This is a genomic window from Streptomyces sp. NPDC001728 (assembly GCF_040297565.1).
Lineage (GTDB): Bacteria > Actinomycetota > Actinomycetes > Streptomycetales > Streptomycetaceae > Streptomyces.
On record NZ_JBEOZK010000007.1, the window covers coordinates 104,999 to 117,881 of the forward strand.

Here is a 12,883-nt window from a genome sequence, read left to right on the forward strand (position 1 = left end):
TACCGTCCCCGGCGTACCAACCAATGGCTCGAAGGCGAACCATTGGCCGTCGACTGGAGGTCGGTCTTGTCTTCCGAGATGTCCCGCAGAAGGCTCTTCGCTCTGGGTGGAGGCGCCCTCGGTGTCGCCGCCGCCGGCTCGTTGCTGCCGCCGTCGTTGCAGGCCGCGATGGCCGCGGAGCCCCCGGCCGGAGGGATGTCGGCGGTCCGGCACGTGGTGATCCTGATGCAGGAGAACCGTTCCTTCGACCACTACTTCGGCACCCTCCGCGGCGTCCGCGGATTCGGCGACCGCAATGCCATCGAGCTGCCCTCCGGCAATCCGGTGTTCGAGCAGCCCGCCGCGCTCGGCCGGACCGTGCTGCCCTTCCCGATCCGCGGCGCCGCCGAGACCCAGCAGAAGGACCTCCAGTACATCGGGGCCCTCGACCACTCCTGGAGCGGCGGCGGGAAGGCCTGGCGCGGCGGCTGGATGGACGGCTGGGTCTCCGCCAAGACCGCCGCGACCATGGCGTACTACGACCGCCGGGACATCCCCCTGCACTACGAGCTCGCCGACACCTTCACCGTCTGCGACGCCTACCACTCCTCCGTCCACACCTCGACGAGCCCCAACCGCAACCACCTCTGGTCCGGCTGGACCGGCTTCGAGGCCGACGGCAGCCGCGCCGTCACCAACGCCGCCTACGACGAGGACACCCACCCCGGCTACGGCTGGTCCACCTACGCCGAGCGGCTCGAAGCCGCCGGGCGCAGCTGGAAGACGTACACCGAGTGGGAGAACTTCACCGACAACAACATCGAGTTCTTCACCAGCTTCAAGAAGATCGCCCGCAAGGCCCTCGCCGCCACCGGCGGGCACACCTTCATGGAGTCCTTCTACGCCGCCGTCCGCGACACCGGGGACCTCACGGAGCGCGCCCGCCTCCTCGGCCTCCTGGAGGAGGGCGTCGCCGGACTCACCGCCGCCGAGCGCTCCCTCTTCGAGCGCGGTCTGCGCCGCGTCGAGAGCGGCACCCTCGCCGACGCCTTCCGCGCCGACGTCGCCGCCGGCACCCTCCCCGAGGTCTCCTACCTGGTGCCCTCCGCGATCGACTCCGAGCACCCCGGCTCCTCCTCGCCGATCGCCTCCGCGAGCCTGGTCTACAAGGTGCTCGACGCCCTCGGCGCGCACCCCGACGTCTGGCGCCACACCGTCGTCCTGATCAACTACGACGAGAACGACGGCTTCTTCGACCATGTGCCGCCGCCGGTGCCGCCGGCCGACGACACGGACGAGCGCTGGAAGGGCCAGCCCACCGGCCTCGGCATCCGCGTCCCGCTGCTCGTCGTCTCCCCCTGGTCGGTCGGCGGCTACGTCTGCTCCGAGACCTTCGACCACACCTCCGTGATCCGCTTCCTGGAGAAGCTGACCGGCATCGACGAGCCCAACATCACCCCCTGGCGGCGGGCCGTCACCGGAGACCTCACCTCCGCCTTCGACTTCCACCGCACCCGCAGGCAGCCGCCCGTCGAGCGGCCCGGCCCGATCCCGCCCTTCTCCGGCCGCTGGCGTCCGCAGCCCCCGGCCGTGCAGCGGATGCCGGAGCAGGAGCCCGGGGTCCGCCCCGCGCGCCCGCTGCCGTACCAGCCGGACGCCTCCGCGACGACCGGCGCGGGTGCCGTGACCGTCGCGCTCGGCAACAGGGGGAAGGCCAGCGCGCACTTCGCCCTCTACCCGTACGCGGGCGAGTTCGCCGTCCCGCAGCACCAGGACGTCAGGGGTACGGGGGAGTGGACCGTCCCCGTTCCCGGTGATCACTACCGCTTCACGATCACCGGCCCCAACGGCTTCCGCCGCGAGTTCGAGGGCCCCGCGACGGGCGGCGCCGAGCTGGCCTCCCGTATCGACCATCACGACCGTGACCTGCACCTCACCGTGCGGAACACCGGTCGGGCCCCGGTCACCTTCACCATCGCGCCGCTCGGGTACGTCGACGAGGACGACCTGGCCGACTGGACCCGGACCGTCACCGTGAAGCCCGGCAGGACCCGTACCGTCGTGCACTCGGCCGCCGACGCGCACGGCTGGTACGACATCGAGGTGACCGCGCCCGGCGGCTTCCGCCGCCGCCTGATGGGCCACATCGAGAACGGTCGCCCCAGCGTCTCCGGATGACTCCCGGGGCGGGTGCGGGGGTGAGCGGACCTCCGGTTCCTTAACCCCCGCACACGCCTGTGAGCATCAACACGAAAGGGACAAACGATCACGTTCGGCTGCCACAGTGGCCCCACGTAGGTCTTGCGTTCTTTTCGGGCGTTCTCCCGTGAAAGATCCACGAACCACCCAGGGAGCACGTCCGTTGGCAGCCATCGCACGGTGGTGCATCAGGCACCGCCTCGTCGCCGTACTGCTCTGGCTCGTCGCCCTCGGCGGGGTCGGCACCGCCGCCGTCGTCGCGGGCAGCGCGTACTCCAACGACTACGAGGTCCCCGGCACCGAGTCCGGCCGTGCCACCGCCCTCCTCGACCAGGGCTTCCACGGCCTCGGCGGCGACAGCGACACCATCGTCTGGCACACCGACCGGGGCAACGTCCGCGCCGACGCCGTCGAGCGGCGGATGACCACGATGCTCGACAAGGTCGCCGACCTGCCCGGCATCGCCGCCGTCACCTCGCCCTACGGGGACACCCGGGGCCAGGTCAGCGAGGACGGGCACACCGCCTACGCCACCGTCACCTTCGACGAGCAGTCCGACGACATCCCGCACGAGCAGGCCCGCGCGCTGGTGGACACGGCGAAGGCGGCGGCCGACGAGGCCGGCGGCCTCTCCGTCGAGCTGGGCGGCAGCGCCGTCGGCCTCACCGAGGCCCCCGGCGGGCACATCGCGGAAGTCGTCGGCGTCGCCGTCGCCGCCGCCGTCCTCTTCCTCGCCTTCGGCTCCCTCGCCGCCTCCGTGCTCCCCATCGCGACCGCGCTCGTCAGCGTCGGCATCGCCTACTCGGGGATCGTGCTCCTTGGACACCTGATGACCGTCGCCGACTTCGCCCCCATGCTCGGCATGCTGGTGGGCCTGGGCGTCGGCATCGACTACGCCCTCTTCATCGTCACCCGGCACCGCAGAGGCCTGAAACGCGGGCTCTCCGTCGCCGAGGCCGCCGAGACCGCCGTCGCCACCACCGGCCGCGCGGTGGTCTTCGCCGGGGCCACCGTCTGCATCGCCCTCCTCGGCATGCTGATCCTGCGGCTCAGCTTCCTCAACGGCGTCGCCATCGCCGCCTCCCTCACCGTGGTCCTCACGGTCGCCGCCTCCGTCACCCTCCTGCCGTCGCTGCTCTCCTTCATCGGGATGCGGGCCCTGTCCCGGCGCGAACGCCGGGCGCTCGCCGAGCACGGGCCGCAGCCCGAGCTGCCCACCGGCTTCGCCGCCCGCTGGTCGGCCTTCGTCGAGCGGCACCCCAAGCTCCTCGGCGTCGTCGCGGCCGTCGTCATGGGTGTCCTCGCACTGCCGACGCTCTCGCTCCACCTCGGCACCTCCGACCAGGGCAACAACCCGGCCACCGCGACCACGCGGAAGGCGTACGACCTGCTCGCCGAGGGCTTCGGCCCCGGCGTCAACGGCCCCCTCACCCTGGTCGCCGGGCTCGACGGCGCCGACGACCGGCTCGCCCTCGACCGGCTGCCGGCCGCGCTCTCCGCCACCCACGGGGTCGCGTCCGTCTCCCCGGTCACCTACAACGGCTCGGGCGACACCGCCGTACTCACCGTCGTCCCCGAGTCCGCGCCGCAGTCCAAGGCCACCAGCGAGCTCGTCGACCGGCTCCGCCAGGACGTCCTGCCGAAGGCCGAGGACGGCACCTCCCTGGAGGTCCACGTCGGCGGGGTCACCGCCTCGTACGACGACTTCGCCGAGATCATCATCGGCAAGCTGCCGCTCTTCGTCGGCGTCGTCATCGCCCTGGGCTGCCTGCTGCTCCTGCTGGCCTTCCGCTCGATCGGCATACCGCTGAAGGCCGCCGCGATGAACGTCGCGGCCGTCGCCGCCGCCTTCGGCGTCGTCGTGGCGATCTTCCAGTGGGGCTGGGGGAGCGAACTCCTCGGGCTCGGCAGCGCGGGACCGATCGAACCCTTCCTTCCGGTGATCATGGTCTCGGTCCTCTTCGGGCTCTCCATGGACTACCAGGTCTTCCTGGTCAGCCGGATGTACGAGGAGTGGCTGGAGACCGGTGACAACCGGCGGGCGGTACGGGTCGGCCTCGCCGAGACCAGCCGGGTGATCAACTCCGCTGCCGTGATCATGATCTCGGTCTTCCTCGCCTTCGTGCTCTCCGGCGACCGGGTGATCGCCATGTTCGGCATCGCGCTCGCCGCGGCCGTCGCCCTCGACGCCTTCGTCCTGCGGACCCTGCTCGTCCCCGCCCTGATGCATCTGCTCGGCGGGGCGAACTGGTGGCTGCCCCGGTGGCTCGACCGCCTGCTGCCCCGGATCAGCATCGAACCGCCCGAGTGCCGCGAGGCGGCCGACGCGCGTGGGAAAATACCGGCACAGCGTGTGACGGTTCAGGCTGCGGAGGAGAGGAACGAGGATGTTCGCGATATCGCTGGGTGACGACGGTGCCGAGCTGAGGCCCCTGGAGCCCTTCCACGCGGAGGAGTTCCTCGCCCACATGGACCGGGGCCGGGAGTTCGTCGGGCAGCACATCGGGCTGGCGGACGCCGTCGCGGACCTGGACTCCGCCGCCGCCTACCTCCGCTCGTACGCCGAGAAGGCCGCGAACGACACCGGACGCCTCTACGGCATCTGGACCGGCGGCACCCTCGTCGGCGGCGTCCTCTTCCGTACCTTCGACGCGGCGTACGGCACCGCCGAGGCGGGCTGCTGGCTGGAGCCCTCCGCCGCCGGGAAGGGTCTGATCACCCGGGCCTGCCGGGTCATCATCGACTGGGCGATCGAGGAGCGCGGCATCCACCGCGTCGAGTGGTACGCCTCCACGAAGAACGAGCCCAGCGTCGCCGTCGCCCGCCGCCTCGGCATGACCAAGGAGGGCGTCCTGCGGGAGAACTACCCGTACCGGGGCGTCCGGGCCGACACGGAGGTCTGGGCGGTCCTCGCCCCCGAGTGGCGCGCGGCGAAGGCCGAGGCGTCTTAAGGCGGTTCTCATGTGGGCCGCCTAGCGTGCGCCGCATGGACACCAGGACGACGACAGAGAAGAAGACCGGCGAGAGCGCGGAGAGCGCGACGTCCGCCGAGGCCGCCGGTACCGCCGCGATCGGGCCCGTCGAGGACACCACCCCGGACCTGCTCGACAAGGGCGACAAGGGCGACAAGGGCAACCAGGTCGACCAGGTCGGCGAGGCCGCCGGGGCCACCGGGGACGACGCGTTCGACGAGGACGGCGAGGAGCTGTCCTCGGAGACGGCCCCCGCCTCGGCCGGCATCGGTGGCGCCGCCGCCGCCGTGGTCTCCGCCGCCCTCGGTGTCGTCGCACTCACCGGCACCTGGACCGGCAAGGTCGTCTCCGAGCGCGAGACGCTCGTCGGACAGATCAAGACCTCCGGCTCGGGCACCCCGGCCCAGCAGATCTCCGAGATCTACGGCGACGCCTGGCACAGCACCGCCCTGGTGAACGGCGTCTTCGCCTTCGTCGCCCTCTTCGTCGCCGTCCTCGTGCTCATCCTCCCCGGACGTCCCGCCTGGGTCCGCGCGGTCGCCGTCGCGGGCGCCGTTCTCGGCGGCCTCGGACTGCTCCTCTCGGTGGGTACCTACTTCGACCTGTTCCTGAGCCTCCCGACCGCCGGATCCTGAGGCGCCTAAGGCACCCCTGGGACCCGTCTAAGGCCCCCCGCACCCCGAACATGCGGCACACGCCCGATGTGGCGGCACCCCCTGGGCGACGAAAGTAGAGGCATCGCAAGGAGCGATACCGAAACCGAGAAACCCGGGGGAGCACCCGATGTTCGAGTACGAGATCCAGCGCATGAACCACGCCGAGCTCATCCGCCGCGCAGCCGCCGAGCGCCTCGGCCACGAGGCCGCCGCGGCCGTCGGCGCCCGCCGGGGGCTGCGCCGCTTCGGCCGCCGCAACGGCGGCCATGACACGGAGGGGCGGGTGAGCGAGAGCGGCCGAGGCCGCTTCGTCCGGGCCGCGTGACCCCCGTATGAGCGACGGAACGGATGTCTGTGCGATGCTCGGCGCCGTGGAGACCAGGTCAGTCAGCCCCGTCTTCGTCGGCCGCGCCGGCGAACTCACCGCCCTCACCGAGGCGCTCTCCCGCGCGACCGCGGGAGAGCCCCAGGCCCTGCTCATCGGCGGCGAGGCGGGCGTCGGCAAGACCCGGCTGATCGAGGAGTTCCTCGACACGGCCTGCGACCGGGGCGCCGTCATCGGCCTCGGCGGCTGCGTCGAACTCGGCGCCGACGGCCTGCCGTTCGCCCCCTTCTCCACCGCGCTGCGCTCACTGCACCGCAGGCTGCCCGGCGAACTCACCGCCGCCGCCGACGGCCAGCAGGGCGAACTCGCCCGGCTGTTGCCCGAACTGGGCGACCCCGGCAGCCACGAGACCTCCGACGAGGACTCCACCGCCCGGCTCTTCGAGCTGACCGTACGGCTCCTGGAACGGCTCGCCGCCGACCGCACGATCGTGCTCGTCCTCGAGGACCTGCACTGGGCCGACACCTCCACCCGGCACCTCCTCACCTACCTCCTGCGCACCCTCCGCCGCGGCCGGATCGTGGTCGTCGCCAGCTACCGCGCCGACGACATCCACCGCCGCCACCCGCTGCGCCCCCTCCTCGCCGAACTCGACCGGCTCCGCACCATCCGCCGCATCGAACTCTCCCGCTTCACCCGCACCGAGGTGCACCGCCAGCTCACCGGCATCCTCGCCGCCGAACCCGACCCCGGACTCGTCGAAGAGGTCTTCGAACGCTCCGACGGCAACGCCTTCTTCGTCGAGGAACTCGTCGTCTCCCACGAGGCGGGCTGCGCCCCCGGCCAGCTCAGCGACTCCCTGCGCGACCTCCTGCTCGTCCGGGTCGAGACGCTCCCCGAGGACGCCCAGCGGGTCGCCAGGATCGTCGCCGAGGGCGGCTCGACCGTCGAGTACGGGCTGCTCGCCGCCGTCTCCCGGCTCACCGAGGACGAACTCATCGAGGCGCTCCGGGCCGCCGTCGGCGCCAACCTCCTGCTCGCCGTCCCCGACGGCGACGGCTACCGCTTCCGCCACTCCCTGGTCCGCGAGGCCGTCAGCGACGACCTGCTGCCCGGCGAGCGCTCCCGCCTCAACCGGCGCTACGCCGAAGCCCTGGAGGCCGACCCCGGGCTGGTCCGCGCCGAGGAACGGGCCACCCGGCTCGCCACGTACTGGTACCACGCGCACGACTCCTCCAAGGCCCTCCCCGCCGTCCTCGGCGCCGCCGTCGCCACCCGCAAGCGCCACGCCTACGCCGAGCAGCTGCGGCTCCTCGAACGCGCCATGGAACTCTGGGACGAGGCCCCCGAGGAGATCCGCCGCGCGCTCCGGCCCATGGACTACGCCGAGGCCTACCCGCCCTGCGGCTGCGACCCCGAGACCACCGCCCTCAGCTACCTCGACCTGCTCGCCGAGGCCGCGGTCGCCGCCCGGCTCAGCGGCGACCGCGAACGGGCCCTGAAGATCGGCAGGACGGCCCTGCGCCTCCTGGAGGACGCCGAGGAGAACGACCCCCTGCGCGCCGCCTGGTTCTGGACCGAGAAGGCCCGCCTCCAGTCCAACCTCGGCCGGGGCGACGGCTGGGAGGAGATCGCCCGCGCCCAGGAACTCGTCAAGGGCCTCCCGCCGTCCGCCGTCCACGCCGTCGTCCTCGTCGGCGCCGCCGGCTGGGGCATGCTCCGCAACCCCGGCCCCGAAGCCCTCAGCGCCGCCGAACGCGCCGTCGAGTACGCCCGGCACGTCAAGGCCGAGTCCATCGAACTCAACGCCCGCCTCACCCTCGGCACCCTCATGGCCGCCGCCGGGGACGTCGAGGCCGGTCTCGCCGAGATGCGCGAGGTACGCGAACGGGCCATCGCCCTCGGCCAGTTCAACGAGGCCTCCCGCGCCCACATCAACCTCGCCTCCTCCCTGGAGGCCCTCGGCCGCTCCCGCGAGGCCGTCGAGGTGTCCGACGAAGGCATCCGCCTCGCCCGCTCCTACGGCCTCGTCGACAGCGTCGGCTGGGTCGAGGCCAACCGGGCCGAGTCCCTGGTCTCCCTGGGCCGCTGGGACGAGGCCCAGGAGGCCTCCGAACGGCTGCTCCGCTCGGCGACCAGCACCAAGCCGCGTGGCTCGGCCTCCCTCCGGCTCGCCCAGCTCGCCGCGGCCCGGGGCGAACTCGACGCGGCCCGCGGCCATCTCGCCGAGGCCAGGGCCGTCTACGGCACCCGCGACCCCATCCCGCAGTACACCCTGCCCATGGCGCAGATCGAGATCGCCGTCGCCGCCGCCGAGGGGCGCGTCACGGACGTCCGGGCCCTGCTCGCCGCCGCCGAACAGGCCGGCTTCCCGCCCGGCACCCACCGCTACGGCTGGCCGCTCGTCCTCTCCGCCGCCACCGCCGAGGCCGACAGCCGGGGGCTGCCCGCCGCCGACGAGGGCCGCGCCGAGGCGCTCGACGCGATCCGCCGCTGCGTCCGGAGCCTCGCCGCCCCGTCCCCCGTCTGGGCCGCCCACGCCCGGCAGGTCTCCGAGGAGCTCGCCCGCGCCGAGGGCCGTGAGTCCGCCCTCCGCCGGGCCGAGACCGTCGCCGCCTACGCGTCCCTCGACCGACCCGCCGAGCTGGCCCGCGCCCGCCACCGCCTCGCCGACGCCCTGCTCGTCGAGGGGGGCCGCCGCGAGGAGGCCGCCGCGCTGCTCCGCGAGGCCCACGCCACCGCCTCCCGGCTCGGCGCCCGTCCGCTCCGCGAGGACGTGGAACTCCTCGCCGCCCGCGCCCGGCTCTCGCTCAGCCCCGAGAAGCCGTCCGCCGTCGCCGTCGACCCCGGCGAGGACGGCTTCGGTCTGACCCCCCGCGAGCAGGGCGTGCTGCGCCTGGTCGCGGCCGGCCGCACCAACCGGCAGATCGCCGAGGAGCTGTTCATCTCACCGAAGACCGCCAGCGTCCACGTCTCCAACATCCTCGCCAAGCTCGGCGTCGCCGGCCGGGGCGAGGCCGCCGCCCTGGCCCACCGCCTCCACCTCCTCGACAGCGCCCTCTGACCCACCGGTCCCGTCCGGCCCGCCGCCGTCCTCCGCCGCCGGCCTGCCGCCGTCCTCCGCCTCCGGCCCGGCGGCGTCCTCCGCCTCCGGCCCGGCGGCGTCCTCCGCCTCCGGCCCGGCGGTGCCGTCGCGCCCGCCGTCCGCGGCCCCGTCCGCTGTCCCGTCCGCGGCCCCGTCCTCCGGGGCCGGGCGGGCGGCCCGTATCGTCACCCGGCCCGAGCGCAGGTCTATCGGACCCCGGGAGGGATCGGCGTCCCCCGGGTCCTCCCTGGTCAGAGCCTGCCTGCGCAGCTCCTCCTCGGTGTGCCTGCGCCCCGGCGCGAAGAACTCGTCCAGTCCACCGAACACGGTCACCGCCTCCTTCAGCTCACCTCCAGCCGGAGGATCCGGTCGTCGCCCGGCCCGGGGGTCCCCCGGGTGTCGGTCTCGCTCGTCACCAGCCAGAGCCGCCCGCCGCCCCCCGCGAGGACCGTCCGCAGGCGCCCGTACTCCTGTGTGAGGAACGCTCGGGGGTCCCCCGAGCGTTCCGTGCCGCGGATCGGGATCCGCCACAGCCGCTGGCCCCTGAGCGCGGCCATCCAGATCGCGCCCCGCGCGTACGCGATCCCGCTGGGCGAGGCCTCCGAGGTGGGCCACTCGGCCACCGGGTCCACGAAGCCCTTCCGCCCGGCCCGCCCCTCGACCACCGGCCAGCCGTAGTTCCTCCCCGGCAGCACCAGATTCAGCTCGTCCCAGGTGTCCTGGCCGAACTCGGACGCCCACAGGTGCCCCGCCGGGTCCCAGGCGAGCCCCTGCACATTGCGGTGGCCGTACGAGTAGACCGTCGACCCGGGGAAGGGATTGCCCGGCGCCGGCCGGCCCTCCGGTGTCATCCGAAGGATCTTCCCGCCGAGCGAGTTGCGGTCCTGGGCCAGACCGGTCCGGCCGGTCTCGCCGGTCCCCGCGTACAGCATGCCGTCCGGCCCGAAGGCGATCCGCCCGCCGTTGTGCACGATCCCCTTGGGGATGCCGGTCAGCACCGGCTCGGGAGCGCCCGGCCGGTCGCCTTCCCCGCCCCCGTACCGCATGCGGACGATGCGGTTGTCGGACGCGGCCGTGAGGTACGCGTACAGCCAGCCGTCCCGTACGGCGATTCCCAGCAGCCCGCCCTCACCGCCCGGTACGACCCCGGGCACCTCGCCGAGCGGGGTCTTCGCCCCGGTCCGGCCGTCGACCCGGGTGATCGTCCGCTCGTCCCGCGAGGAGACCAGCAGATCGCCGTCCGGCAGCTCGGCGAGCCCCCAGGGCGACTTCAGCCCCTCGGTGAGCGTCCCCGTCACCGTCACCCGGCCGCCCGGGGCCGTGGAGCCGCCGGACGGGTGAGCGGAGGGCCGCGCGGAGGCCGACGCCGGCGGGGCCGTACCCGGCCGGTCCCCGGTGTCCCCCGAGGAGCAGCCCGCGACCAGCACGAGCACGGCGGCGCCCCACAGGGCCTTCACAACGGCAGGACGGCCCATGGCACGGTCCCCTTCGACGAGTCGAGCGGCATCCCTTCACTCCTGAATACACCGCCCGACCCGATCGGGTTCCCGTCCGCGCACGCGGGGTGCGAAGTCCGTCAGTCCCAGGACCCCCGGGGCGCCGGAAGCGCCGCGATCTCCGCCAGGTCCCCCGCCGTCAGCCTCAGCTCGGCCGACCGGGCGTTCTCCACCGCCCACCGTTCCCGCTTCGCCCCCGGCACCGGCACCACGTGCCGCCCCCGGGCCAGCACCCACGCGAGCGCCACCTGCGCCGGGGTGACCTGCTCGCCGTGGCGTGCGGCCACCCGCCGCAGCCCCGCCACGAGCGGCTGGTTCGCCGCCATCATCTCGGCGGTGAAGCGGGGGTGCCGGGCCCGTGGATCGTCCGGTTCGAAGCCGCCGCCCGGAGTCAGCGTCCCGGTGAGGAAACCGTTCCCCAGCGGCATCGCGGCCAGGAAGCCCACGCCCCGCGCCACGCACCAGGGCAGCAGCCGGACCAGCGCCTCCTGGGACCACACCGACAGCTCGGCCTGCACCGCCGCCACCGGGAACACCTGCTGGATCCGCTCCAGTTGGCGGATCGTTCCCTCGTACCCGTCACGGCTGACGCCCGTGGCGCCCCGGCGGGCCGACCGGCTGCCGACGGCGCACAGGCCGAGCGCCCGCACCTTGCCCGCCGAGACCAGCTCGGCCATCGCGCCCCAGGTCTCCTCGACCGGCACCTCGGGGTCGGCGCGGTGCAGCTGGTAGAGGTCGATCACATCGGTCCGGAGCCGGCGGAGGGAGGCGTCGCAGGCCCGACGCACGTACCCCGGCCTGCCGTCGGCGACCACGTGCCGCCGATCCCCGCCGTCGCCGATCAGCAGTCCGCACTTCGTCGAGACGAAGATCTCCGCCCGCCGCTCCTTCAACACCCGCCCCAACAGAAGCTCGTTGGTGAACGGTCCGTACATGTCGGCGGTGTCGAGCAGGCTCACCCCGGCGTCGAGCGCCGCGTGCACGGTCCGCAGCGAGCGGTCCCCCCGCTGTTCCGAACGGCTGTACGCCCAGCTCATCGGCATGCACCCCAGGCCGACCGCACCCACGCCGAGCGCCGTCGCCCCGATAGTCCTGCGCTCCACCTGCCGGTACCCCTCCCTGTGCCGTCCCCCAAAGTAACCAATGGCGGCCGGGATTCTTCGCATAGCCTCCCGGTCATGAGATGCGAAGACATGACCGCTGACGTGTGGCTTCCGATTCCGGCGGAGGAGATCGAGGGACTCCCCGCACCGGGCGAATCGGGCCTGAACTACCGCTTCTGGGACGGCGGACCGGAGTTCCCGGCCGATCCGGCCCGCTGCGCGTTCTACGTCGTCCCGTACATGAAGGGCTCCGAGATCGCCGTACGGCCGCTGGCCGCGATGACCTCCGTACGGGCCGTGCAGACCCTGTCCGCGGGCATCGACCACGTCACCCCCGGCATTCCCTCGCTGCCACCGGGCGTCGCCCTCTGCAACGCGAAGGGCGTCCACGAGGCCAGCACCGCCGAACTCACCCTCGCGCTGATCCTGGCCTCGCTGCGCGGCATCCCCGGCTTCGTCCGGGGCCAGGACGCCGAGGAGTGGCGGGCCGGCTTCTACCCGGCCCTCGCCGACAAGTCCGTCCTGATCGTCGGGTACGGATCGATCGGCGCGGCCATCGAGGACCGGCTCGCACCCTTCGAGTGCGCGCGGGTGGCGCGCGTCGCACGCTCCGCGCGCACCACAGCGCGCGGCGAGGTCCACCCCCTGGGCGAGCTGCCCGCCCTGCTCCCGGAGGCGGACGTGGTCGTCCTCTCCACCCCGCTCACGCCCGCGACCAGGCATCTCGTCGACGCCGGGTTCCTGGCGCGGATGAAGGAGGGCGCCCTCCTGGTGAACGTCGCCCGGGGGCCGGTCGTGGACACCGCCGCGCTGCTCAAGGAGGTGGAGAGCGGCCGGATCACGGCGGCGCTCGATGTCACCGACCCGGAACCGCTGCCGTCCGGGCACCCGTTGTGGCACGCTCCGGGTGTCCTGATCAGTCCCCATGTGGGAGGTTCCACCTCGGCCTTCATGCCGAGGGCGAAGCGGCTGATCGCGGGACAGCTGCGACGGTTCGCGGCGGGCGAGGAACTGGCCAACGTCCTCGTCACCACCGGCTGAACCGTGCCCGCCGACGAGGGCGGAGCG

The 12,883-nt window shown here is 73.4% G+C and carries 10 protein-coding genes; 7 read left to right on the forward strand and 3 right to left on the reverse strand.

The window, feature by feature from the left end:
* The first annotated feature begins 66 nt into the window (after positions 1–66).
* From ABT154_RS13280 to ABT154_RS13305, 6 genes are all read left to right on the forward strand, one after another.
* The gene (locus tag ABT154_RS13280; RefSeq protein ID WP_351856591.1) at positions 67–2,157 is read left to right on the forward strand and encodes a phosphocholine-specific phospholipase C; all 2,091 of its coding nucleotides are present in this window, start codon (positions 67–69) and stop codon (positions 2,155–2,157) included.
* Between the two features lie 184 nt (positions 2,158–2,341).
* On the forward strand, positions 2,342–4,588 hold the full coding sequence (locus tag ABT154_RS13285) for an MMPL family transporter (RefSeq protein WP_351856593.1): 2,247 nt from the start codon (positions 2,342–2,344) through the stop codon (positions 4,586–4,588).
* The gene (locus tag ABT154_RS13290; protein WP_351856595.1) at positions 4,566–5,129 is read left to right on the forward strand and encodes a GNAT family N-acetyltransferase; all 564 of its coding nucleotides are present in this window, start codon (positions 4,566–4,568) and stop codon (positions 5,127–5,129) included. The genes ABT154_RS13285 and ABT154_RS13290 overlap by 23 nt, the downstream gene beginning before the upstream one ends.
* A 35-nt stretch (positions 5,130–5,164) precedes the next feature.
* The gene (locus ABT154_RS13295; protein WP_351856597.1) at positions 5,165–5,785 is read left to right on the forward strand and encodes a hypothetical protein; all 621 of its coding nucleotides are present in this window, start codon (positions 5,165–5,167) and stop codon (positions 5,783–5,785) included.
* A 148-nt stretch (positions 5,786–5,933) separates the two neighbouring features.
* Complete coding sequence (locus tag ABT154_RS13300) at positions 5,934–6,131, forward strand: hypothetical protein (RefSeq protein WP_351856599.1); 198 nt, start codon at positions 5,934–5,936, stop codon at positions 6,129–6,131.
* A gap of 7 nt (positions 6,132–6,138) precedes the next feature.
* Positions 6,139–9,195 carry a helix-turn-helix transcriptional regulator gene (locus ABT154_RS13305; protein WP_351856601.1) on the forward strand — a complete coding sequence of 1,019 codons (3,057 nt, stop codon included), beginning with the start codon at positions 6,139–6,141 and terminating at the stop codon, positions 9,193–9,195.
* Here ABT154_RS13305 and ABT154_RS13310 read toward each other — a convergent pair.
* From ABT154_RS13310 to ABT154_RS13320, 3 genes are all read right to left on the reverse strand, one after another.
* On the reverse strand, positions 9,079–9,543 hold the full coding sequence (locus ABT154_RS13310) for a DUF6191 domain-containing protein (protein ID WP_351856603.1): 465 nt from the start codon (positions 9,541–9,543) through the stop codon (positions 9,079–9,081). The genes ABT154_RS13305 and ABT154_RS13310 overlap by 117 nt on opposite strands.
* A 14-nt stretch (positions 9,544–9,557) precedes the next feature.
* The gene (locus ABT154_RS13315) at positions 9,558–10,691 is read right to left on the reverse strand and encodes a PQQ-dependent sugar dehydrogenase (protein WP_351856605.1); all 1,134 of its coding nucleotides are present in this window, start codon (positions 10,689–10,691) and stop codon (positions 9,558–9,560) included.
* Positions 10,692–10,792: 101 nt separating this feature from the next.
* Complete coding sequence (locus ABT154_RS13320; protein ID WP_351856607.1) at positions 10,793–11,815, reverse strand: aldo/keto reductase; 1,023 nt, start codon at positions 11,813–11,815, stop codon at positions 10,793–10,795.
* A gap of 75 nt (positions 11,816–11,890) precedes the next feature.
* Between ABT154_RS13320 and ABT154_RS13325 the strand changes: the two genes are divergently transcribed.
* A complete protein-coding gene (locus ABT154_RS13325; RefSeq protein ID WP_351856609.1) occupies positions 11,891–12,856 on the forward strand; it encodes a 2-hydroxyacid dehydrogenase in 966 nt (321 codons plus the stop codon).
* Positions 12,857–12,883: the final 27 nt, after the last annotated feature.